The 22442-nt window shown below is 67.6% G+C and carries 21 protein-coding genes and 1 riboswitch; of the genes, 10 read left to right on the top strand and 11 right to left on the bottom strand.

All coding sequences use genetic code 11. The features are described 5' to 3' along the window. Positions 1-4 precede the first annotated feature (4 nt). The 6 genes from hemC to hemE all read right to left on the bottom strand — a co-directional run bounded on the left by hemC (position 5) and on the right by hemE (position 6687). Positions 5-1003 (bottom strand): hydroxymethylbilane synthase, encoded by a 999-nt coding sequence (gene hemC, locus QFZ60_RS06125; RefSeq protein ID WP_307089036.1) that lies wholly within the window; start codon positions 1001-1003, stop codon positions 5-7. Beyond that, positions 1000-2247, bottom strand: a complete 1248-nt coding sequence (locus tag QFZ60_RS06120; RefSeq protein ID WP_307089034.1) for a ferrochelatase — start codon at positions 2245-2247, stop codon at positions 1000-1002. The genes hemC and QFZ60_RS06120 overlap by 4 nt, the downstream gene beginning before the upstream one ends. Then, complete coding sequence (hemQ, locus tag QFZ60_RS06115) at positions 2244-2945, bottom strand: hydrogen peroxide-dependent heme synthase (protein ID WP_307089033.1); 702 nt, start codon at positions 2943-2945, stop codon at positions 2244-2246. Before hemQ ends, QFZ60_RS06120 begins: the two co-directional genes overlap by 4 nt. Positions 2946-3054: 109 nt before the next feature. Next, positions 3055-3984 carry a hypothetical protein gene (locus tag QFZ60_RS06110; RefSeq protein WP_307089031.1) on the bottom strand — a complete coding sequence of 310 codons (930 nt, stop codon included), beginning with the start codon at positions 3982-3984 and terminating at the stop codon, positions 3055-3057. Between the two features lie 105 nt (positions 3985-4089). Continuing rightward, the gene (gene hemG, locus QFZ60_RS06105; protein WP_307089029.1) at positions 4090-5589 is read right to left on the bottom strand and encodes a protoporphyrinogen oxidase; all 1500 of its coding nucleotides are present in this window, start codon (positions 5587-5589) and stop codon (positions 4090-4092) included. 3 nt (positions 5590-5592) lie between these two features. After that, positions 5593-6687 carry a uroporphyrinogen decarboxylase gene (gene hemE, locus QFZ60_RS06100; protein ID WP_307089027.1) on the bottom strand — a complete coding sequence of 365 codons (1095 nt, stop codon included), beginning with the start codon at positions 6685-6687 and terminating at the stop codon, positions 5593-5595. A 158-nt stretch (positions 6688-6845) separates the two neighbouring features. Here hemE and QFZ60_RS06095 point away from each other — a divergent pair, with 158 nt between their 5' ends. Beyond that, a complete protein-coding gene (locus QFZ60_RS06095; RefSeq protein ID WP_307089026.1) occupies positions 6846-8171 on the top strand; it encodes a glutamyl-tRNA reductase in 1326 nt (441 codons plus the stop codon). Positions 8172-8265: 94 nt separating this feature from the next. Beyond that, a complete protein-coding gene (locus tag QFZ60_RS06090; RefSeq protein WP_307087179.1) occupies positions 8266-9444 on the top strand; it encodes an IS30 family transposase in 1179 nt (392 codons plus the stop codon). A 65-nt stretch (positions 9445-9509) separates the two neighbouring features. Here the strand turns inward: QFZ60_RS06090 and moeB are convergent, their stop codons facing one another. Further along, positions 9510-10709 (bottom strand): molybdopterin-synthase adenylyltransferase MoeB, encoded by a 1200-nt coding sequence (moeB, locus tag QFZ60_RS06085; RefSeq protein ID WP_307089024.1) that lies wholly within the window; start codon positions 10707-10709, stop codon positions 9510-9512. Positions 10710-10794: 85 nt separating this feature from the next. Here moeB and QFZ60_RS06080 point away from each other — a divergent pair, with 85 nt between their 5' ends. The 3 genes from QFZ60_RS06080 to QFZ60_RS06070 all read left to right on the top strand — a co-directional run bounded on the left by QFZ60_RS06080 (position 10795) and on the right by QFZ60_RS06070 (position 12071). Then, the gene (locus QFZ60_RS06080) at positions 10795-11460 is read left to right on the top strand and encodes a TetR/AcrR family transcriptional regulator (protein WP_056334683.1); all 666 of its coding nucleotides are present in this window, start codon (positions 10795-10797) and stop codon (positions 11458-11460) included. A gap of 62 nt (positions 11461-11522) precedes the next feature. Beyond that, on the top strand, positions 11523-11747 hold the full coding sequence (locus QFZ60_RS06075; protein ID WP_056334681.1) for a DUF3107 domain-containing protein: 225 nt from the start codon (positions 11523-11525) through the stop codon (positions 11745-11747). Between the two features lie 21 nt (positions 11748-11768). Then, positions 11769-12071, top strand: coding sequence for a hypothetical protein (locus QFZ60_RS06070; protein WP_307089020.1), 303 nt, complete (start codon positions 11769-11771; stop codon positions 12069-12071). A gap of 95 nt (positions 12072-12166) precedes the next feature. Here QFZ60_RS06070 and QFZ60_RS06065 read toward each other — a convergent pair whose 3' ends face one another. The 3 genes from QFZ60_RS06065 to thiO all read right to left on the bottom strand — a co-directional run bounded on the left by QFZ60_RS06065 (position 12167) and on the right by thiO (position 14518). Further along, positions 12167-12982 carry a thiazole synthase gene (locus QFZ60_RS06065; protein WP_307089018.1) on the bottom strand — a complete coding sequence of 272 codons (816 nt, stop codon included), beginning with the start codon at positions 12980-12982 and terminating at the stop codon, positions 12167-12169. 4 nt (positions 12983-12986) lie between these two features. Further along, a complete protein-coding gene (gene thiS / locus QFZ60_RS06060) occupies positions 12987-13223 on the bottom strand; it encodes a sulfur carrier protein ThiS (protein WP_307089016.1) in 237 nt (78 codons plus the stop codon). Further along, complete coding sequence (gene thiO / locus QFZ60_RS06055; RefSeq protein ID WP_307089014.1) at positions 13220-14518, bottom strand: glycine oxidase ThiO; 1299 nt, start codon at positions 14516-14518, stop codon at positions 13220-13222. The genes thiS and thiO overlap by 4 nt, the downstream gene beginning before the upstream one ends. Next, a riboswitch (TPP riboswitch) is annotated at positions 14511-14630 on the bottom strand. It overlaps the preceding gene by 8 nt. A 27-nt stretch (positions 14631-14657) precedes the next feature. Here thiO and thiE point away from each other — a divergent pair. From thiE to QFZ60_RS06035, 4 genes are all read left to right on the top strand, one after another. Continuing rightward, positions 14658-15392, top strand: a complete 735-nt coding sequence (gene thiE, locus QFZ60_RS06050) for a thiamine phosphate synthase (protein ID WP_307089012.1) — start codon at positions 14658-14660, stop codon at positions 15390-15392. A gap of 36 nt (positions 15393-15428) precedes the next feature. Next, on the top strand, positions 15429-16922 hold the full coding sequence (locus tag QFZ60_RS06045) for an RNB domain-containing ribonuclease (RefSeq protein WP_307089010.1): 1494 nt from the start codon (positions 15429-15431) through the stop codon (positions 16920-16922). A gap of 290 nt (positions 16923-17212) precedes the next feature. Then, complete coding sequence (locus QFZ60_RS06040; protein ID WP_307089008.1) at positions 17213-18934, top strand: DEAD/DEAH box helicase; 1722 nt, start codon at positions 17213-17215, stop codon at positions 18932-18934. Positions 18935-18942: 8 nt separating this feature from the next. Beyond that, positions 18943-19815, top strand: coding sequence for a site-specific DNA-methyltransferase (locus QFZ60_RS06035; protein WP_307089006.1), 873 nt, complete (start codon positions 18943-18945; stop codon positions 19813-19815). A gap of 48 nt (positions 19816-19863) precedes the next feature. On the opposite strand, the gene QFZ60_RS06030 is transcribed toward QFZ60_RS06035, so the two are convergent. Continuing rightward, the gene (locus QFZ60_RS06030; RefSeq protein WP_307089004.1) at positions 19864-20724 is read right to left on the bottom strand and encodes a PHP domain-containing protein; all 861 of its coding nucleotides are present in this window, start codon (positions 20722-20724) and stop codon (positions 19864-19866) included. 81 nt (positions 20725-20805) lie between these two features. Between QFZ60_RS06030 and QFZ60_RS06025 the strand changes: the two genes are divergently transcribed. Continuing rightward, the gene (locus QFZ60_RS06025) at positions 20806-22380 is read left to right on the top strand and encodes an aminopeptidase P family protein (protein WP_307089002.1); all 1575 of its coding nucleotides are present in this window, start codon (positions 20806-20808) and stop codon (positions 22378-22380) included. Positions 22381-22442 lie beyond the last annotated feature (62 nt).

Here is a 22442-nt window from a genome sequence, read left to right as displayed (position 1 = left end):
CAGGTCAGGACGCCTGCAGGTCTGCGATGTCGGCGGCCCCGGCAGCAAGCAGTACTTCGGCCAGTTCGATGCCCAGCAGGGTGGCGCCGACTTCCGTCAGCCCGTCCGTGGCCCGCTTGTCCCGGACCGTGGCGGTGCCATCGACGGCGCAGACCACGGCTTCCAAGTGCAGCATGCTGCCTTTGCGGTACGCGTAGGCGCCCACCGGGGCTGCGCAACCTGCCTCAAGCCGTGCCAGCAGCGCACGTTCCGCCGTGACGGCCAGGCGGGTGTCGGGATCGTCCAGGGCCGCAAGGGCCTGGGCCAGGACCTCGCGGGAGCCTTCGGCCGATCCGGGCTTTGGCGGCGCATCGGCAGTGCGGCACTCGATGGCCAGCGATCCTTGGCCGGCCGCGGGCAGCATGACGTCGGTTTCAAGGTACTCGCTGACGGCGTCCAGCCGGCCAATGCGCTCAAGGCCGGCGGCTGCAAGCACCACGGCGTCCAGGTCGCATGACTTTCCGGGCACCACCTGGTCGGTCGAGTTGCCGGGCAGGCCGGGAACGCGGCCCAGGCGGGTGTCCACGTTGCCGCGGATGTCCACGATGTCCAGGTCGGTGCGGGCGGCACGCAACTGTGCTGCGCGCCGCGGCGATCCGGTGCCAACGCGCGCTCCGGCCGGCAGGTCGGCCAGCTTCAGTCCGTCCCGGGCGCAAAGGACATCGCGGACATCCACCCGCCGCGGGGTGGCGGCGAGACTGAGTCCTACCGCCGCCCCGGTGGGCAGGTCCTTCAGCGAATGGACGGCGACGTCGCACTCATTGCGCAGCAGCGCATCGCGCAAGGCGGCGACGAAGACGCCCGTTCCGCCCATCTGGGAGAGCGACCCGGTGAGGACATCACCATCCGTCCGGATGTGTACCAGCTCCACCGGGAAACCTCCCACGGCGGCGAGCTGGTCAGCGGTCTGCTGGGTCTGGGTGAGCGCCAGCTTGCTGGCGCGGGTGCCAATCCGTACGGTCACGGCTGGACCGTTTCGGCCGCATCCCCCGACGGATAGGGGTCGTGTCCGGTGCCAACCGTGGTGTCGGCCCCTGCAATGGTGGGCTTTTCGCCTCGGAAGTTGGCGCAGCAGCCCGGGCGGCAGACGTCGTACCAGGGGCCAAGATCCGTCAGGGCGGGCCGCTCGCTGATGTTGTTGGCCACCGTCCGCTCGCAGATGATGTCCACCAGGCCGTTAACGAACTTCCGGTGGGTACCCGGGGTGGGGACGCGCGTTGCAGCAAGGCCGAGGTTTGCGCAGGTTTCCATGGCTTCAGTGTCCAGGTCCCAGACGACTTCCATGTGGTCGCTGACAAAGCCAAGGGGAACGATGACGATGCCCTTGACACCCTGCCCGGCCAGTTCCTCGATGGCGTCGTTGATGTCCGGCTCCAGCCACGGCACGTGCGGGGCGCCCGAGCGGGACTGGTAGACCAGGGACCACGGCGCCGTCAGGCCGGACTCATCCTTGACCCGCTCCATGACGGCTGCCGCGTTGGCAAGGTGCTGGGCCACGTAGGCGGACCCTTCCTCGAACGCACGCGGCTCGCCCTCGGACCGGCCTGCAGCCTCGGCGTCCCGGGTGGGAATGGAGTGGGTGGCGAACAGGATGTGGATGGGGGCGTCCGGGCTTCCGGCGTCTGCCAGCTTGGCGCGCACATCGGCCAGTCCGGCGGCAGTTCCTTCGACGAACGGCTCAACGAAACCGGGGTGGTCGAAGTACTGGCGGACCTTGTCCACTTCGAGCCGGCCGTCCAGGCCGGTCTCCGTCAACGCCATGCCGATGTCCTCGCGGTACTGGCGGCAGCTGGAGTAGCAGGAGTAGGCACTGGTGGTGAGCATCAGCACCCGGCGGTGGCCGGCGTCGTACGCTTCCTGCAGGGTCTGGGGGATGTACGGTGCCCAGTTCCGGTTGCCCCACAGCACGGGCAGCTCGATGCCGCGGGCAGCCAGCTCGGCTTCCAGCGCTGCCTTCAGCTCGCGGTTCTGCTGGTTGATGGGGCTGATGCCGCCGTTGGCGCGGTAGTGGTGCGAGACTTCCTCAAGCCGCTCATCCGGGATCCCCCGGCCGCGGGTGACGTTGCGGAGGAACGGGATGACGTCCTCCTGGCCCTCCGGGCCGCCGAAAGAGGCGAGCAGGACGGCGTCGTAGTTCCTGGGCGCCATGCGTCCGGCTTCGGTGACCGGGTTGACGGCAGTGGCAAGTGTGGGGTCGAGCGGGTTCATGCGAGCACCTCTGCTACTTCTTCGGCGGTGATCCGGCGTCCTGTATAGAAGGGGACTTCCTCACGGACGTGGTTGCGTGCCTCCGTGGCGCGCAGGTGGCGCATGAGGTCCACAAGGTCAACCAGTTCGGGTGCCTCCAGGCCGAGGATCCATTCCCAGTCCCCCAGCGCGAAGGACGAGACGGTGTTGGAGATGACCTGGGGGAAATCCCTGCCCAGCAGGCCGTGGTCGCGGAGCATTTTGCCGCGCTCGGCCTCCGGCAGGATGTACCACTCGTAGGAGCGCACGAACGGGTAGACGCAGAGCCACTCGGCCGGAGCGACGCCCCGCGAGTAGGCGGGGGTGTGGTTCTTGGCGAACTCTGCCTCGCGGTGGACGCCCATGGCGGACCAGACGATCTCGGTGCCGGCGAAGAGGGGGCTGCGGCGGATGTCGCGGATGGCCTGCTGCAGCGCCTCCGGCTTGGGGCCGTGGAGCCACACCATGATATCGGCATCGGCGCGCATGGCCGAGACGTCGTAGCTGCCCCGGTGGGTGACGCCGGCTGCGGCGAGCCGCTCCAGCAGGGCTTCGAAGTCGGCGGCGGCATTCGCACTGCGGACCACGGGCTCTGACCGCTTGAATACCGTCCAGAGGGTAAAGAACTGCTCGGCTGATTCTTCGGTTTTAGTGACAGATTCGGCAGAAGTGTGGCTCATGGTTACAAGTTTGCCCCTTCGCTGCCCCCAAGGCGAAACCGAAGAGTTCTACAACTCGTAGAAGTGAGCAATGTCACGTTGGCGGAGTCCTGAGCCATCCCCCGCCGCATCAGAAGGGGCGGCGCATGCGCAGGAACACGAGGCCTGCGGCGGTCCCCAGGCCAATCAGTCCTGCACCCAGCCACACCAGGGCATCAGGCATCTCAGGCAGGGGTCCGGTGGAGGAAACGGCCCGGCCGGGGCCTTCGGGTGCAGCGGCAGCCTGCGGCATGCGGGTGGGCTGGGACTGCCGTGCATTGATGGACAACGCGGTGGGCAGGGCGGAAGAAGGCACAGCCCCTGCCGGGGCCGCGGCGGCGCTGGCCTCACCGCCGGATTCCGCAGCGCCTGAGCCGTCAGTATCCCGGGTTCCTGCCGTCCCGCCGGATCCTGGCCCGGCGGCCTGTGCGTCCGCCTGGTCAGCGGCTTCGCCGGCTCCCGTTCCCAGGAGAGGAGGGACTGCGGGGGTGCCTGCGGCGGGTGCGCCCGCGGCGGGGGCCGCACCGGCCGCGGTGGCTGATGTGGGGATCGGCTGCGTGGAGCGCGGCTTCTGCGTGGCACCTGATGGGGCCGAACTGGAGGCCGTGCCTGACGGTGTGGGGGCGGGGGTCTGTCCACCGGGCGCCAGGGGCGTCCCTGAGACGGTGGGGACGGCGGGAACGGCAAGGCCGGAAACCGAAGCCGCCGCCGTGGCCGGCGCCGTCGTCGAACCTGTGGAGAGCGTGGCCTTCACGGCCGGAAGCAATGCACCCGGCACCGCAGGGATGGTGGGCGCCTTTCCACGCGGGGTCTGTGCGTCGTCGGAACCACCGGACGCCGAGGCTGTCGCCTGCACCAAGGAGTCTTGGGGCGGGGCCGCGTCGTCGGCCAAGGACGCCTGGACGCCGGTGGAAAGAACCAGTACCACTCCGACGGCTGCGGCTGCAGTGCCGCGTCGGAGTCCCCCATGGATACCGGTCCGGGACATGTAAAGCTCGGACCTGTTTGAAACCATAGTCATCGACCCTAACCAGAACGCTTGCCCGATTGAAAACCGGGAAGCGCCCCGCGGCCCCTGCTCAACGCCGGCGCCAACCAGCTGCGCCGCGCTGACCAGCGGCGATGCTCAGGCGTCCGTCAATTGGCCGATTTGCTCACGCGTGTCGGCAACCACGGCGGCCAGGCCGTTTCCGGCCACCCAGCCGCCCACCACCGCCAGACCACCGGCGGCAGTGCACGCCTGGCGGATCGCCGCTGCCCGCGCTTGGTGCCCCACGGCGGCGAATGGCAGGGATCCGCGCCACCGCACCACGTCCCAGCCCCGTACCTCGTCCCGGGTTATCTGGACGCCCAGGAGGGCGGAAGCGTCGCGCAGGGCGGCAGCGAAAAGCTCGCCATCGGTTTCCGGCCCGGCCGGTTGCCGGGCGGAAGCGCCGTCCACCCGGCCATAGGACAGCCGCACCACGTGGCGTCCCGGGCCGGCAGCAACCGCCAGCCAATCCCATTTGCCCGTGGCATGGGTCAGTGCCTTTGCTTCGATGCCGGGCGTTTGCGGGGCCACCAGGATTCCTGTTCCCCGGGGCCGCCGGTCCAGCTCCGGCTTGTCCAGGACCAGCGTGACCAGCTTGACGTCGGGTCCGGACGCAGGCTTCTTGCCCGCGATCTGGGGGACAGCATTTTCCAGCAGTCCGACGGCGGCCGGGCCGTCCACGGCCATGACCAGCAGGGCGGTGCGGAAGATTGTCCCGGCGGCGTCGACCAGCCAGCCGTCCGGGGTGCGGGACACCGATGCCGCGGCGGTGCCCGCCAGAAGGGTCACGCCCCGGCCGCGGAGATCCGCCACCAGCGCCTCCACGAGGATGTGCATCCCGCCCTCCAGGCCCGCGACGGCGGAGCCGGCCTTGGCAGGTTTGTCCGCGTGGTCTGCCTGGAGGTCTTGCCCCGCCCCGGCGCTGGCACCGGCGGCAGGTGCACCGGCCCTGTTTGCTCCACCCCGCCGCTGGGCTGAAACGGCGGCAGCGAGCGAACCGTGTTGGCGCATTCCGGCCCGCAGGCCGGGAGCCACCATGTCGACGTCGAGCAGGCCGGGATCCGCGGAATGGACGCCGCCCACCACAGGCGAGACCAGGCGTTCCAGCACCCGCGAACCCATCCGGGCGCGCACCAGGGCGGAGACGCTGGTGACGTCCTTGCCGGCTCCTACGGAAGCGGGCAGCAGCCGGTCCAGCGAAGCCCGCAGCGAACCCAGGGTGCCCAGGGTGCGGCGGACCTCAGGATCCCAGGGGTTGGCAGGGATGCCCAGTACCCCGGTCCTGGGCAGTTCGCGGGGGCCGTCCGGAAGCTGCACCCATGCACCGCCGGGACGGGGAGGAACAATCTTGCTGCCCAGGCCGAGTTCGGCACAGAGCCGGGCGACGGCGTCGGACCGCGTGGCGAACGACTCAGCACCGCTGTCCAGGGTGAGCCCCGCAACGGTATGGCTGCCCACGCAGCCGCCCCACGCCGTGCCGGCCTCCAGGACGGTCACCTCGTGCCCGGCGGCGGCGAGTTCCCGGGCGGACAGCAGCCCGGAGATCCCGCCGCCCACTACCAGTGCCGTTCGGGGCATCGCCGCTGAGCTGCCCACTGGTTACTCCGGCGAGATGGAGTGGATCAGCTCCACCACGCGGGTCAGGACGTCCGGGTCGGTTTCGGGCGGTACTCCATGTCCCAGGTTCAGGACGTGGCCGGGCGCTGCGGAGCCGGCCGCGATGACCTCACGGACGTGGGCCTCAAGGATTTCCCAGGGGGCTGCCAGGAGTGCGGGGTCGATGTTTCCCTGCAGCGGCACGGTTCCGCCCAGCCGCCGGTTGGCCTCATCGAGCGGCAGCCGGTAATCCACGCCCACCACGTCCACGCCCACGTCGCGCATGGCCACGAGGAGTTCGGAGGTACCGGTGCCGAAGTGGATCAGCGGAGCCCCGAGGTGGCGCACATGGTCCAGGGCACGGGCCGACGCCGGCGCGACGTATTTGGTGTAATCGGCCAGTCCCAGCGAACCGGCCCAGGAGTCGAAGAGCTGGGCGGCGGAGGCACCGGCCTCCAGCTGGGCCTGGAGGAACATGCCGGAGGCGTCGGCGGCCCAGTTGGCCAGCGCGGTCCAGGTTTCCGGATCGGCATGCATCATGGTCCGCGGGCCGAGGTGGTCGCGCGAGGGTTTCCCCTCCACCATGTAGGCGGCCAGGGTGAACGGAGCGCCGGCGAAACCGATCAGCGGCGTCTTCCCCAGTTCAGCCACGGTAAGGCGGACTGCTTCGCGGATGGGTTCGAGGGCTTCCCAGGTGAGCTGGGGCAGGGCGGCAACATCGGCCGCGGTGCGCACGGGCTTGTCCAGGACAGGACCTACGCCCGGGACAATGTCCACACCTACCCCGGCAAGCTTCAGCGGGATCACGATGTCCGAGAAGAAGATGCCGGCGTCCACGTCGTGCCGGCGGACGGGCTGGAGCGTGATCTCGGACGCCAGCTCAGGCCGGAGGCAGGAGTCCAGCATGGCGATGCCCTCGCGCACCTTGAGGTATTCCGGCAGCGACCGGCCTGCCTGCCGCATGAACCAGACGGGGCGGCGGGACGGCTTGCCCCCGCGGTAGGCCGTGATCAGCGGTGAATCCGCTGTACGGCCATCCATCAGTGGATGGTCTGCGGCGAGGGCGCCGGCAGCGGAGACGGCAGGGCTAGGAGTCATGCTTTTGATTGTGCCCAAAAAGAGCAGCAAAAGATAACGACAACCTGTCGCTGACAGTGCCGGCGCAGGAAGGGTGGTGCAGATCACCGTGGGCTGTGGCGACTATCCTTTCCGGTGGTTGTTCTACCAGGCAACGAAAAAGCTATGATTGGTCTGCTGTGGTTCTTTTCTCATTGGTGGCTACACACGCCGACATCGATCTTGAAACCGTTGCTCAGTTGAGCAACGGTTCCTCCGGGATTGCCGCATCCGCCCTCACCGAATCCCCCGCCGTCGCAGGGGCAGTGGTCCTGGCCACCTGCAACCGCTACGAGATTTACGGCGAAGCCTCCAACCCCAACGATGTTGAGGCGGCCCGCGCAGCACTCGTGGCCCGGATCAGCGAGGCCAGCGGGCTGGCCGAACCCCTCGTCTCGCGTTCCTTCAGCACGCGCACCGGACCCGAGGTGACCCAGCACCTGTTCGCCGTCAGCGCGGGACTTGACTCCGCCGTCGTCGGTGAACGCGAAATTGCCGGGCAGGTGCGGCGCGCGCTGATTACCGCCCAGCACGACGGCACCGCCAGCGCCGGACTCATCCGGCTTTTCCAGGCCGCCTCCAAGACCGCCAAGGACGTGGGCGCGCAGACGGCCCTCGGTTCCCGCGGCCTGTCCATCGTCTCCGTGGCACTGGACCTGGCCACCGATCTTTCCGAGAACCCCGACTGGTCAGCCAAGAAGGTTGTGCTGTTCGGAACCGGCGCCTACGCCGGGGCCACCATGGCACTGCTGCGTGAACGCGGCTGCACGGACATTTCCGTTTACTCCTCCTCCGGCCGGGCCGAAGGTTTCGTCGCCTCCCGCGGCGGCACCGCCCTGGACGTGGATTCGTTGCGGTCCGCCGTGGCAGCTGCCGACGTGATGATCGGCTGCAGCGGATCGGACACCCGGGTGGAAGCCGATGAGCTGGCCGAGGTGCGGGCAGGTTCACCGCAGCCCCTGATCGCCATCGACCTTGCCCTCACCCACGACTTCGACCCCGCCGTCGGGGAGCTGGACGGCGTGGAGCTGCTGACCTTGGAGTCAGTGCGCCTTGCCGCGCCGCAGGAACAGGCGGAATCCCTGGCCCAGGCCAGCGGCATCGTGAAGGGTGCTGCCAAGGCGTTCGAGCAGGAGCGGGAAGCCCGGTCCGTCGATTCAGCCATCGTTGCCCTGCGGCGCCACACCATGAACGTCCTGGACGCGGAGATGGAAAAGGTCCGCGCCCGCCACGGCTGCACGGCCGCCGCTGAGGAAGTCGAGTTCGCGCTCCGCCGCATGGTCAAGCAGCTGCTGCACGTTCCCACGGTCCGCGCCCGTGAACTCGCCGCCAACGGCCAGCAGGACGATTACGTTGCCGCGCTGGAGGCCCTTTACGGCATCACCGTCGAACAGCCTGGCACCGCCGCATCTGCCGCCGTCGAGGCCGAATGCCCGGTGGACCACCAGGGCCGCGAAACCGCCTGACCCGCAAACACCCGCTTGCTCTATCAGATATGGCTCCTAAACCACCGGCTGGTTCAAGGGGTCGTTGCAACACCTGAGTGATTGGGGTGTTGTCATGGGTTTTGGTCGGCCTGAGGTGTTGCGTGAGGTGGTTCGGGTTTTCTGGGAGGCGAGGTCTTCTGGAGCGTCTGATGAGTTGGCCGCGGAGGCTGCCGGTCTTTCTCCGTCAGCGGCCCGGGTGATCGTCCGTCAGCATGGTGGGGTGAATCCTGCAATTAGGCCTGCCTGCCGGCGGTACTTGTCCTTCCGTGAACGCGAGCTGATTGCGGTCTGGCGGGCGGCCGGGTGTGGGGTGCGTGAGATCGGCCGGCGTTTGGGCCGGAGCCCCTCGTCGATCAGCAGGGAACTGGGCCGCAACATCCGCAACGGTGGCCAACGCCCTTATCTGGCGTCCTCGGCGCAGAATCGGGCGCAGAAGCTGGCACGCAGGCCCAAGACCCGGAAGCTGGCCGTTAACGAGGCCTTGGCACTCTACGTTGCCGGGATGCTGACGGCCCGGGAACGGTTATCCCCCGAACAGATCAGCGCCCGGCTGCGGATCGATTTCCCCGATGATGAAAGCATGCGCATCAGCCCCGAGACGATCTATCAGTGCATCTATATCCAAGGCCGCGGCGGGCTGAAGGCCGAGCTCACCGCTGCCCTGCGGACGGGCCGGGCCGTGCGCCAACCGAACCGGCGGGCCGGGAACCGAAAGCCCCGGGTCCCGAAAGAGTTACTGATCAGCGAACGCCCCGCGGAGGCCGATGACCGGGCTGTTCCCGGACACTGGGAGGGCGATCTGATCATCGGTACCCCCGGCACCGGGGCGATCGGAACACTCGTGGAACGCAGCAGCCGCTTCGTGATGCTCCTGCACCTGCCCAACGGGCACACCGGCGAGCAGGTACTGGCCGCTATCGAGGAAACCCTGCCTACGCTGCCGGCTCAGCTGCGCCGGTCCCTGACCTGGGACCAGGGCGCGGAGATGGTCGGCATTCATGAACGCGTCAGGATCGCCACCGGAGCGGACGTCTACTTCTGCGACCCCCACTCACCCTGGCAACGCGGCACGAATGAGAACACCAACGGACTCCTGCGCCAGTACTTCCCCAAAGGCATGGACCTCACCAAAGTCACGCCCGAAGACCTCGACTACGCCGCCGCCGGACTCAACGGCCGCCTACGCAAAACCCTCGGCTGGAAGACACCCGCACAAGTCCTCCAGCAAATTCTGGAAGAATCAGCCGCATAGGACGTGTTGCGACCACCACTTGAATCCGCCACCGGTTTGGGAGCCATATCTGATAGAGCAACCAGTCAGTAGACAGGCTTATCGGGTTCCACGTCGCGCACCCAGGCCAGGATCCCGCCGTCGAGGTGGCTGACCCGCTGGTAGCCCGCCTGCCGTGCCGCCGCCAGCACGTTCGCGGACCGGGTCCCGGCCTTGCAGTGGAACACAATGTCCCGGTCCTGTGGCAGTTCGTCCCACGCCTCGCCGGCAAGGATCCGTCCCTGCGGGATCAGTTTGGCCCCGTCGATTCGGACGATGTCGTATTCCCCGGCCTCGCGGACGTCCACCAGTTCGAAGTCCTTGAGCCCGGCATTCCTCGACGCCAGCATGGTGGCCAGCTGCGTGGCGGTAACAGTATGTTCCGTATCCGCCTCGGCTGTAGGCGGGATGCCGCAGAAGGCCTCGTAGTCGGTGAGTTCCGTGATGGGTTCCGCCGCGGGATCCTTCGACACGCGGATCTCGCGCCAGCTCCCGCCCAGGGCGTCAAACAGTGCCACGCGGCCCAGCAGGGAACGTCCGACGCCGGTGATCAGCTTCACTGCCTCGGTCACCATGAGCGATCCCACGGCAGCACAGAGCATGCCGAACACCCCGCCCTCGCCGCAGGAAGGCACGGAACCGGCAGGCGGAGCCTCCGGATACAGGTCGCGGTAGGTGGGGCCGTGTTTCTCCCAGAACACGCTGACCTGGCCGTCGAACCGGAAGATGGAACCCCATACGTAGGGCTTGCCCAGGATGGCGGCGGCGTCGTTCACCAGGTACCGGGTGGCAAAGTTGTCGGCGCCGTCAAGAATGAGGTCGTACCCGTTGAACAGCTCCAGGGCGTTGGACGAATCCAGGCGCAGGTTGTGCAGCCGGACATCCACCAGCGGATTCAGCTCCGCGATGGCATCGCGCGCAGACTCGATCTTGGGCCGGCCCACGTCGCTGACGCCGTGGATCACCTGTCGCTGCAGGTTGCTCAGGTCCACCACGTCGTCGTCAACAATTCCAATGGTGCCAACGCCCGCCGCAGCCAGGTACAGCAAGGCCGGCGCGCCCAGGCCGCCGGCCCCGATCACCAGGACCCTGGCGTTCTTGAGCCGCCGCTGGCCCAGGGCGCCGATCTCGGGAATGACCAAGTGCCGGGAGTAACGCTCCACCTCATCAGGGGTAAGGCCGGCGGCCGGTTCCACCAGCGGATCCAGCGAAAGGGTTGAAACATTTGCGGTGAAAGACGAAGCCATACTTCAATGTATGCCCCGGAATACCAGCGGGTCATATTACCCCGCAGTAAAGTGAAGGGTAACTGCAATGGAAAGAAGGACAACTGTGGTCCCTGAAGCACGGGCTGACCGCCCGCCCGCCGCCGAACCGCAAACTGCCTCCCGCCCCGCAGGCCATCGGTCCGCCCGGCTGCCCCGGGATGAGCGCCGCGCACAGCTGCTGGCGGCAGCCCAGGAGGTGTTCGTGGCCAACGGCTACCACGGTGCGGCCATGGATGAAATTGCAGAGACCGCGCACGTCAGCAAACCGGTGCTGTACCAGCATTTCCCTTCAAAACGAGACCTGTACCTCGCACTGCTGGAAAGCCATCTGGCGTCCCTGACCGAGCTGATGCTGGGTGCCCTGAATTCCACCACGGACAACGATGAACGCGTCCAGGCCGTCATGCGCGCCTACTTCCACTTCATCGCCAATGATGACCAGGCCCACCGCCTGGTGTTCGAGTCCGACCTGATCAACGACCCCGATGTCAGCTCCCGGCTGGAAACCTTCAACCGGACCTTCGCCGACGCCATCGCCAGGGTCATTGCCGAGGACACCAAGCTCCCCCACCTCGAAGCCGAACTCCTGGGCCGCGGACTGGCGGGAATGGCGCAGGTCAGCGCCCGGTACTGGCTGGAAACGGACGGCAACCTGGACCTCAACGTGGCCAGTGACCTCATCTACCGTTTAGCTTGGCGCGGAATCTCTCGCTTCCCCAAAGAGTCCTAGACTACAAATAAGACAACACCTCGTAGAGAAACTCGAGTACTTTCACAGGCTGGGAGGCCCCCTTGGAAATTAAGATCGGCGTTCAAAACGTTGGCCGCGAGATCGTGCTGGAATCGACCCAGGACGCGGAGACTGTGGCCAAGGTTGTTGGTGAAGCCATCAATGGCGGCAGCGAACTGCGGCTGAAGGATGACAAAGGACGCGTGATCATCGTTCCGGGCAACGCACTGGCGTATGTGGAAATCGGCGCCGAAGAGGTTCGGCGCGTCGGGTTCGGCCAGTTCTAGTCCCCGGTTCCAAGGAGATCCATGCTTTCGCTGACCATCGTGGTGCTGGCCACCGTCGCAGCCGGCTTCGTCGTCTGGGCCAATGACAGGCGCCATGCCAAGTACGGGGCTGCGCTGCCGGCCGGCGTCGCCGCAGCTGTTGCGGCGCTGGTGTGGATCATCCTGATGGCAGCGGGTTTCGGCTACCTGCCCGGCCTGACCTGGCTTCCCTGGGTCCTGCCCATCGTTCTGGGCATTGCTGCCGCCGTCGCCGCCGTCGTCTACCTGGGGCGCACGCGTGCGCGCCACGATGCACAGCAGCTCACGGCGATCCTGCGGCGCTGAGCTTCCATCCTGCCCGCTCCTGCGGCAAGGATTAAACGGCTGTGGCCACCACCCATGCGGTGGTGGCCACGGCCGTTTAAGACGACGGCGGGTGCTTAGAGGAACTCCGCCCGGCCCTCCATTGCCGACGACGCGAGGGCGTGCTCCCTGCGCGGGATGCGCCCGGCCGCCCTGGCCATCCTGCCGGCGATCACCGCGTGCTTGAAGGCTTCGCCCATGAGCACCGGGTTCTGCGCCCGGGTCACGGCCGTGGCCAGCAGCACGGCGTCGCAGCCCAGCTCCATGGCAAGGGCTGCGTCGGACGCGGTACCGATGCCGGCATCCAGGACCACCGGCACCGAGGCCCGGGAAACGATGAGTTCGATGTTGTGCGGGTTCAGGATCCCCAGGCCCGTGCCGATCGGGGCACCCAGCGGCATGACGGCGGCGGCGCCGAGGTTCTCCAGCCGCAGCGCCAGCACGGGATCGTCGTTGGTGTAGGCGAAGACCTTGAAGCCGCGGTTGACGAGCTGTTCGGTGGCCTCGACGAGTTCCACGGCGTCCGGCAGGAGGGTTTGTTCATCCGCGATGACCTCGAGCTTGACCCAGTCGGTCTCCAATGCCTCCCGGGCCAGCTCCGCCGTGAGGACCGCATCCCGGGCGGTGAAGCAGCCGGCGGTGTTGGGCAGGACCCGGATCCCGTGGTCCACCAGCAGCTGGAACAGTGACCCGGTTTCCGCCGTGGAGTAGCGGCGCATGGCCACGGTGGTCAGCGCGGTGCCGGAGGCCAGGAGCGCTGCGCCCAGGCCGTCCAGGCTGGGTGCTCCCCCGGTGCCCATGATGAGCCTGGATCCGAGGGCGACGCCGTCGATCACCAGGGCGTCAGCGGTACCGGCACTTCCTGCGGGGTTGATGGTGCTGGTTTCAGTCATGATGTCAGCCTCCCTGTACTGCTGTGACAAGTTCGATGTCGTCGCCCTCGGCGAGCGCGGTGGCGAACCATTGGCTCCGCGGCACCACCTGGGCGTTATGCGCGACGGCGACACCCAGCTTCCCGCCGTCCGTCGCCTGCCCGTTGTCAGCCAGCGGGCGTCCCGTGACTTGGCTGACCAGCGTGGTGATGGAGGCGCCGTCGGCCACCGTGTGCTGGTTTCCGTTGAGGGTGATGTTCACGCTGTCTCCTTGATGAAAGGGCTTGTTGCTGTTGTGGCTGGCCTGGAGAACCGGTCCGGGCTGAAGGGTGCCCAGCGGGGATCGGCCTTTCCGTCCAGCATCTCCCTGCAGATGCCCGCTGCGGCAGGAGTGAGCAGGACGCCGTGCCGGAAGAACCCGGTGGCAACGATGAGTCCCGGGACATGCCCGGCCCGTTCGCCTGGGGAGGCCGGGGGCGCCAGTACGCGGCCCAGGAGCGGTGCGTTGTCAGGGGTTCCGGGGCGGGCACGGGCAGTGGATTCCAGGAGTTCAAGTTCGGCGACGGCGGGCACCAGCGCCTGGGCGTCCCGCAGCAGCTGGTACACGCCGCCGGCGCTGACGGCATCGGAGAGGGCGTCCTCACGCTGGGTGGCTCCGATCACCACGGTCCCGTCCTGCCGCGGGACAATGTACACGGGAACGCCGTGGACCAGGCCGCGGACCGTAGACGTCACCAGGGGCTGCAGGTGGCGGGGAACGGCAAGGCGGAGAATGTCCCCGTGCACGGGCCGCAACGGCAGCTCAAGGCCGTCCGGCAGGCCTTCAAGTGCCCCGGCCTGCAGCCCGTTCGCCACCACGGTTTCCGTTGCCAGCACCGTGCCGCCGCCGGCCAGGCGGACGCCGGCAACAGCTCCTCCGTCCCACAACAGCCCGGCTGCCCGCTCCGGGACGGCATAGCCGTCCACTGCCCCGGCAACGGCCAGTTCCGGCTTCCCGCCTGCCGCGGCGGCCAGGGCCAGCCGCAGGGCTGCCACCAGGCGCCGGGGGTCCACCTGGTGGTCTGCCGGGGTGTCCAGGGCGCAGGCAATGGCCGGGCTGAGCAGCGGCTCGCGTTTCCGGGCCTCCCGCACGGTGAGGGGTTCCACCACCAGCCCGTTGGCCTGCTGGACCGTACGCAGATCCATCAGTGCACGGCGGTCGGCCGCGTCGGCACCCACGGCGAGTGTCGCCGTCGTCAGGTACCCGGAATCCGCGCCCGTTGCACTGTCCAGGGCGGCGGCGAACCCCGGCCAGCGCGCTGATGCGTCGAGCATCAGTTCCAGGAGGTCTTCCTCCTGGTAGTGCAGTTCGCTGACGGGGGCCAGCATGCCGGCCGCGGCCCAGCTGGCGCCGGTACCCGGTGCGTCGTCGACGAGGACCACGGAGCGGCCGGAACGCTGCGCCTCCCAGGCGATTCCGTGCCCCACCACTCCCCCGCCAATGACCGCAACATCGGCCCGGACGATGAAGGGGCTGGAGGCGCGGGCGGACCCGGGGTGGTTGAAGGGGATACGCATATGGGTTCCTTCCCTACGCCGGCATTACCCGGATCAGGTCAAGCGGTCGGCTCTGACGCCCTCTCAGCCCGGCGCTTTGTGACAGCTGCCGCGGGCTCCCGCAGTACCAGCCCAGTTTAGAGGAACTAGGCTTGCACGCATGAATGTGTCCACCCCATCCTTCCCCGCCGGCCACCGCGCTCCCGCCACCGAAGTTGTCAATTCACGGGACAGCGACGCCCTCAAGGCCGCCCGCCTGTACCTCTGCACCGATGCACGCCGGGACCGCGGCGACTTTGCGGAGTTCGTTGACGCCGCGTTCGCCGGCGGGGTGGACATCATCCAGCTGCGCGACAAGACCATCGAAGCCGCCGAGGAACTGGACCTCCTGGCCGTGCTCAAGGAGACGGCGGTGCGGCACGGCAGGCTGTGGGCAGTCAATGACCGCGCGGACATCGCCGTCCTCTCCGGGGCACCGGTGTTCCACATCGGCCAAAAGGACCTTCCCTTGGCCGCAGCGCGTACGTTGGTCAACGGAAATGCCGCGATCGGGCTCTCGAGCCACACCACGGAGCAGGTGGACGCCGCCCTGGCAGCAGCTGCCGGGCCGGCCGGCCTGGACTATTTCTGCGTGGGTCCGGTGTGGGCCACCCCCACCAAACCCGGCAGGGCCGCCGTCGGACCAGACCTGGTGAAGTACGCCGCGGACGCCTCAGGAAAGGCGGCGGATCCCGTGCCCTGGTTCGCCATTGGCGGCATCGACCACGGAAACGTCCGGCAGGTGGCGGAAGCGGGTGCCTGCAGGATCGTGGTGGTCCGCGCCATCACAGAGGCTCCCGATCCCGCGGCCGCTGCTGCTTCGCTCCTCGACGCGCTGGATGCCGCCGGCGCCTGATGCCATATCCGCGGACTTGGAGCTACGCTGATTTTTGTGTCACATCATCGGCTGGCCCCCAACGTCCATGACCACAGGAACGCCCTGGAAGAGGCGTTGGGCCTGCTGCGGACCGAACTCGAGCTGCCGGGGCCCTACCCCGCTGAAGCCGTGGCGGATGCCCAGGCTGCCGTAGCCGCGCTGAAGCTGCCGTCCTATGACCTGACCGCCGTGGAGTTCGTGACCATCGATCCGGCATCGTCAACGGACCTTGACCAGGCGGTGTTCATCGAACCGGACGCGAACGGCTACCGGGTGCTGTACGCGATCGCCGACGTCCCCGCGTTCGTTGCCCCCGGCGGTCCGCTGGACGCCGAGACCCGGCGCCGCGGCCAGACGTTCTACGCTCCGGACGGCAGGATTCCGCTGCATCCGGAAGTGATCAGCGAGGGGGCAGGAAGCCTGCTGCCCGGGCAGGACTGTTCAGCGTTCGTGTGGGACTTCACGCTCGACGGCGAGGCGTCCGTTTTGTCAGTGGGCGTCAGGCGGGCGCGGGTCCGCAGCCGCGACAAGCTCAGCTACAAGGGTGCGCAGGCAGACCTCGACGCCGGGACTGCCTCCCCGGTGCTGCAGCTGCTCCGGGAGGTGGGCCTGAAACGGGTGGCCCTGGAACGGGAACGCGGAGGGGCAAGCCTCAACATGCCGGAGCAGGAAATTGTCCAGCTGCCCGATGGCGGCTACCGCATTGATGCTGTCCCGCAGCTTGCCGTGGAGGACTGGAACGCGCAGATTTCGCTGATGACCGGGATGGCGGCCGCGCAGCTCATGCTGGAGGGCAAGGTGGGAATCCTGCGCACCATGCCCGCCCCGGACGAACGGTCCCTGCGGCATTTCCGCCTGCAGACCGAGGCGCTGGGCAGGCCCTGGGACGGCGAAGTCAGTTATGGCGAGTACCTGCGTTCACTGGATCCCACCGACCCGCGCCAGCTGGCCATCATGCATTCCGCCGGCATGCTGTTCCGGGGAGCGTCCTATACCGCCTTTGACGGCACAGTCCCCGAGGACGGGGTGCAGTCCGCCATCGGCGCGGCCTATGCCCACACCACCGCGCCGCTGCGCCGCCTGGTGGACCGCTTCGTGCTGGTCATCTGCGAGGCCCTGAGCAACGGCGGCGACGTTCCGGGCTGGGCGCGTGAGGCCCTTCCGCTGCTGCCGGGCATCATGGCCGGCTCAGACCAGCTGGCGTCCCGGATGGAACGCCTGGCCCTGGACACCGTGGAAGCCGCGCTGCTGCTGAACCACATTGGCCAGGAGTTCGAGGCCATCGTGATTTCCGGGTCCAAGCCGCAGAACGGCAATGGCAACGGCAACGGAACAGGGAAAAGCGGCAACGGAAAGAACGGCAGCAGCAGTTCGGGCATTATCCAGGTTGCGGAGCCGGCCGTCACCGCGCGGTGTGCGGGCGAGCTGGAGTCCGGAACCAAGGTCCGGGTCCGCCTGGTTTCGTCGGACATCACCACCCGGGAGATCCATTTCGAACTCGTCCCGTGAGGGCCGGCAGGCGCGGCAGGCGGGCCGGAACAGTGTTTCTGCGCCTGTGCGGCTAGACTGAGAGGGTAGAAATGGATGCCCGGTCGTTGATTTCCTTGATTTGAAACCAACAAGCCCGCCCCTACGCGATCTTGAGAATTACCCGCTGGTCACCAGTGCCAGCATTAGATAGCCCGCGATCGGCTTCCACTGGAATCGCTTGCGCGCCCGAGCGTGCTCCGGAACGGCCAGCCCTGGCCGGCCCGTTGAGCAGGCAGCGCCATTGCCCAAATGAATAAGGAAACTCCCCCGTGAGTGAATTGCATACCCACCAGCTTCTGAGCGATGAGTCCGGCACGGAAACCATCGAGCCGGAAGAAACCATTATCTCGGACGAAACCCCGCATGAGATCGCGGAAAAGTCCTTTGCCGACTACAACGTCCGCGAGGACATCGTGGAGTCCCTGGCTGACGCCGGGATCACCCACCCCTTCCCCATCCAGGCCATGACCCTGCCGGTGGCGCTGAACGGCCATGACATCATCGGCCAGGCCAAGACCGGCACCGGCAAGACCCTGGGCTTCGGCATTCCCGCACTCCAGCGGGTCATCGGGCAGGACGACCCCGGCTACGCCAAGCTGGCCGTGCCGGGAGCCCCGCAGGCCCTGGTCATCGTCCCCACCCGCGAACTGGCCGTGCAGGTGGCCGGGGACCTGGTGACGGCATCGCGGAAGCGCAATGCGAGGATCGCCACCATTTACGGCGGCCGCGCCTACGAGCCCCAGGTGGAGGCGCTGAAGCAGGGCGTGGAGGTTGTGGTGGGTACCCCGGGCCGCCTCATCGACCTTTACAAGCAGAAGCACCTGAGCCTGAAAAACGTGAAGATCGTGGTCCTGGACGAGGCCGACGAGATGCTGGACCTGGGCTTCCTCCCGGACGTGGAGACTCTTATCGCCGCGACGCCCGCCGTCCGGCAGACACTCCTGTTCTCCGCCACCATGCCCGGCCCGGTCATCGCCATGGCACGCCGCTACATGACCCAGCCCACCCACATCCGGGCCGCGGACCCCGAGGATGAGGGCCTGACCAAGCGCGACATCCGCCAGCTGATCTACCGCGCCCACAGCATGGACAAGATCGAGGTGGTGGCCCGCATCCTCCAGGCCAGGGGCCGCGGACGCACCATCATCTTCACCAAGACCAAGCGCACGGCCGCCAAGGTGGCAGAGGAACTGGTGGACCGCGGGTTCGCGGCCGCCGCCATCCACGGCGACCTGGGCCAGGGCGCACGCGAGCAGGCGCTGCGGGCGTTCCGCAACAACAAGGTGGACGTCCTGGTGGCCACCGACGTCGCGGCGCGCGGCATTGACGTCGAGGACGTCACCCACGTCATCAACTACCAGTGCGTGGAAGACGAGAAGATCTACCTGCACCGCGTGGGCCGCACCGGCCGCGCCGGCAACAAGGGCACCGCAGTCACCTTCGTGGACTGGGACGACATGCCGCGCTGGGGCCTGATCAACAAGGCCCTGGGCCTGAGCGTTCCCGAACCCATTGAGACGTACTCCTCCTCACCGCACCTCTACGCGGACCTCGACATCCCCGAGGGCACCAAGGGACGGTTGCCGCGTGACAAGCGCACCCTGGCCGGCGTTGACGCCGAGGTGCTTGAGGACCTGGGCGAAACCGGCAAGAAGAACAGCCGCAGCGGCGGCCGTGACGGCGGCCGGTCCCGGGACAGGGACAGGGACAGGGACAGGGACGGCCGCGGACGCGAAAGCCGCAGCGGCAACCGCGAAGGTGGCCGCAGCGAAGGTGGCCGCAGCGGGGGCGACACCAAGCGCAGCGGTGAGCGCCGGCGTCGTACCTCCGACTCTTCCGCCGCTCCCGCAGGTGAGGCTGCTGCTGCTCCCGCAACCGAGGGTGAACAGCCCTCGCGTGCCCGCCGGACCAGGACCCGCACCCGCCGCCGCAACGGTGAAGTGGTGGCCGGCGCCGACACGGGCACGCAGCCTGGCAACTCCGAGGGCTAACTGCCCCGATGACTGACACTGTTTGGGCGCCGGACGGCGGCAGCATGGTGGTGCACGCGGACAACGCGGAGTACCTCCCCACGCTGCCGGACGGCGCCTTCACACTGATCTACGTGGACCCGCCTTTCAACACGGGCAGGCCGCAGCAGCGCCAGGAAACCCGGATGGTGGTCAACGCCGGTGGCAGCGGTGACCGCGTGGGCTTCAAGGGCCGCTCCTACGACACCATCAAGGGTGCCCTGCACCGCTACGATGACGCGTTCAGCGATTACTGGTCCTTCCTGGAACCCAGGCTGGTGGAGGCATGGCGGTTGCTGGCCGATGACGGGACCCTGTACCTGCACCTGGACTACCGCGAGGTGCACTACGCCAAGGTGATGCTGGACGCCATCTTTGGCAGGGCATGCTTCCTGAACGAGATCATCTGGGCCTACGATTACGGCGCCCGGGCCAAAAACCGGTGGCCCACCAAGCACGACAACATCCTGGTGTACGTCAAGAACCCGGCGAAATACCACTTCGACAGCGCCGAGGTGGACCGCGAGCCGTACATGGCCCCTGGGCTGGTGACGCCTGCCAAGCGCGAACTGGGTAAGCTGCCCACCGACGTCTGGTGGCACACCATCGTTTCGCCCACGGGCAAGGAAAAGACCGGCTACCCCACGCAGAAGCCCGAGGGGCTGGTCCGCCGGGTGGTTGCGGCGTCGAGCCGGCCGGGTGACTGGTGCCTGGACTTCTTCGCCGGTTCCGGCACGCTGGGGGCAGTTGCCGCCAAGCTTGGCCGGAAGTTCGTGTGCGTGGACCAGAACCAGCCCGCCATCGACATCATGGCCAAGCGGCTGGGCGCCCACGCCACCCTGACCTCCTTCCAGCCCAACTAGGTAGCGCTAAGTGTCGTATTCAGCTTCCACAACGACACTTGGTGCTACTTACTTGGGTGCTTGGGGACGGACGACGGCGGCTCCCGTGCCCAGTGCCTCGATCCGGGCGAGCATGTCCGGCGAAGTCAGGTTTTCGCCGAGCAGGTTGGGCTTGCCGGTGCCGTGGTAGTCGGAGGAACCGGTGACCAGCAGGTCGTGTTCGGCCGCCAGCCTTCGCAGGAAGTCCCGGCCCTCTTCCGGGTTGTCCCGGTGGTCGATCTCCAGGCCTGCCAGCCCGGCGTCGATCATGTCACGGTACGTCCGCTCTCCTACGATCCGTCCCCGGGCCGACGCCACGGGATGGGCAAACACGGGCACACCGCCGGCCGCACGGACGAGTTCGACTGCGGTGGCCGGGTCCGGGGCGTAATGCGGGATGAAGTACCTGGACCGGGACGTGAGGATGGAGGCGAAGGCCTCTGAACGGTCCTCCACCACGCCCGCGGCGACGAGGGCGTCGGCGATGTGCGGCCGCCCAAGGGTGGCGCCGGGTGCCACGTGGTGGATCACGTCGTCCCACGTCAGCGGGTAGTCCTCCGCGAGGATGGTGACCATCCGTTCTGCCCTGCTGAGGCGGGAATCCTTGGCCTTGGTGATTTCCTCCAGGAGGCCGGGATGGTTGGGGTCATGCAGGTAGCTCAGCAGGTGGACGCTGATGCCCTCCTCTGTCCGGCACGAGACCTCCATGCCCGGCACCAGTGCAACCCCCCAGGTTGCGGCGGCCGCGGCTGCCTCCGCCCAGCCAGCGGTCGAATCGTGATCGGTCAGGGCAACCACGTCCAGGCCGGCGCGCGCAGCGGATGCCATGACATCGGCGGGCGTTTCGGTGCCGTCGGAAACGTTGGAGTGGGCATGCAGGTCAATCCTCACTGGTCCAGCGTAGTGGACTGCCGGACAGGGAACCCGGCCGGCACGTTCGCTTAGCCGGGATGCTGGTGAGACGATGGTGCCGTGAACGATGCCGAAAACACCCAAAACTCTGCTTCCCAGCCGCTGGAGGAGCGCGTCAACAACCGCTCCCAGCGGCCCAGTTCCAACGCCTTCAAGGCCTTCATGGCCAGCAACTGGGCACCGTCCAGCCAGGAACTTCCGGAGCGGGACGCCGTCGCCGGCTACGCCGCATCCCGGCGCAAGGCGATCTCTGCCCTCTTCAGCGGCGAACGCCTGGTCATCCCGGCGGGGCCGCTGAAAGTCCGTTCGAACGACTGCGACTACCGCTTCCGGCCGCATTCCGGCTTCGCCCACCTGACCGGGCTGGGCCTGGACCACGAACCGGACGCCGTCCTGATCCTGGAACCCGTTGAAGAAGGAAAGGGCGACGACGGCGGGAACCACCGGGCGACGCTGTACTTCCGGCCGCTGGCCGGTAGGGACACGGAACAGTTCTACGCGGACTCCCGCTCGGGCGAATTCTGGATTGGCGCCCGCCCTACCCTGGAGGAATTCGAGGCCCGGCTGGGACTGGCCACCGCGCACATCGACCAACTGGAAACGGCCATCACCAAGGATGTGGGCGCACCGGAAATCGGCGGCATCTCCATCCGGCTGGTCCGCAAGGTGGACGACAACATTGATGCGCTGGTGGACACGGCCCGGTACAACACTGCCAGGGACCCCGAGAACCTGGACCTTGCCGTCCTGGATGCCCTGGACGAAAAGCTTTCTGAGGCTCTCTCCGAACTGCGCCTGCTCAAGGATGAGTGGGAAATCGAGCAGATGAAGACCGCAGTGTCCGCCACGGTGGAAGGGTTTGAAGAAGTGGTCAAGGCGTTGCCGCGGGCACTTACTCATGCCCGCGGCGAGCGGGTGGTTGAAGGAGCATTCTTTGCCCGCGCCCGCGAGGTGGGCAACGAGCTGGGTTACGACACCATCGCAGCGTCCGGCAACAATGCCACCGTGCTGCACTGGACCCGGAACACGGGGCGCATCCACGCCGGCGAGCTCCTGCTCCTGGACGCCGGCGTCGAGGCCGACTCGCTCTACACGGCAGACATCACCAGGACACTTCCGGCCAGCGGCGCCTTCAGCGACATCCAGCGCAAGGTCTACCAGGCGGTCCTCGACGCTGCCGATGCCGGGTTCGCCGCCGCCCAGCCGGGAACCAAGTTCCGGGACATCCACACCGCCGCCACCACGGTCCTTGCCGAGCGCCTGGCCGAATGGGGCATCCTGCCTGTCAGCGTGGAGGAGGCTATCAGCCCCGAGGGCCAGCAGCACCGCCGCTGGATGCCGCACGGCACCAGCCATCACCTGGGACTGGACGTGCACGACTGCGCCCAGGCCAAGCGTGAACTGTACCTCGACGGCATCCTCACCGAAGGCATGGTCTTCACCATCGAACCGGGCCTCTACTTCAAGAAGGAGGACCTGGCGATCCCCGAGGAATACCGGGGCATCGGCGTCAGGATCGAGGATGACATCCTTATGACGGCTGACGGCCCCGTTAACCTCAGTGCCGCCCTGCCGCGTAATCCGGAGGACGTGGAGGACTGGATGGCCGGCATCTACCGGACCGAAGAGGCCTGAGCCAGGCAGAAAAACTCCCTGACCAGGGCCCAACACAAGGAGCGGGGCCGCCGGATTCAATC

Origin of the sequence: Arthrobacter sp. B2I5 (assembly GCF_030816735.1) — a bacterium.
Lineage (GTDB): Bacteria > Actinomycetota > Actinomycetes > Actinomycetales > Micrococcaceae > Arthrobacter.
The sequence above is the reverse complement of the archived record's forward strand: the minus strand, read 5'-3'. Positions and strand labels throughout refer to the sequence as shown.

Coding starts and splice junctions, on each gene's coding strand:
- QFZ60_RS06065 (WP_307089018.1), bottom strand. CDS start 12,982: ATGACTGAAACCAGCACCATCAACCCCGCAGGAAGTGCCGGTACCGCT.
- QFZ60_RS06110 (WP_307089031.1), bottom strand. CDS start 3,984: ATGACTATGGTTTCAAACAGGTCCGAGCTTTACATGTCCCGGACCGGT.
- QFZ60_RS06090 (WP_307087179.1), top strand. CDS start 8,266: ATGGGTTTTGGTCGGCCTGAGGTGTTGCGTGAGGTGGTTCGGGTTTTC.
- thiE (WP_307089012.1), top strand. CDS start 14,658: ATGAATGTGTCCACCCCATCCTTCCCCGCCGGCCACCGCGCTCCCGCC.
- thiO (WP_307089014.1), bottom strand. CDS start 14,518: ATGCGTATCCCCTTCAACCACCCCGGGTCCGCCCGCGCCTCCAGCCCC.
- hemE (WP_307089027.1), bottom strand. CDS start 6,687: ATGACTCCTAGCCCTGCCGTCTCCGCTGCCGGCGCCCTCGCCGCAGAC.
- moeB (WP_307089024.1), bottom strand. CDS start 10,709: ATGGCTTCGTCTTTCACCGCAAATGTTTCAACCCTTTCGCTGGATCCG.
- QFZ60_RS06035 (WP_307089006.1), top strand. CDS start 18,943: ATGACTGACACTGTTTGGGCGCCGGACGGCGGCAGCATGGTGGTGCAC.
- hemQ (WP_307089033.1), bottom strand. CDS start 2,945: ATGAGCCACACTTCTGCCGAATCTGTCACTAAAACCGAAGAATCAGCC.
- QFZ60_RS06120 (WP_307089034.1), bottom strand. CDS start 2,247: ATGAACCCGCTCGACCCCACACTTGCCACTGCCGTCAACCCGGTCACC.
- QFZ60_RS06070 (WP_307089020.1), top strand. CDS start 11,769: ATGCTTTCGCTGACCATCGTGGTGCTGGCCACCGTCGCAGCCGGCTTC.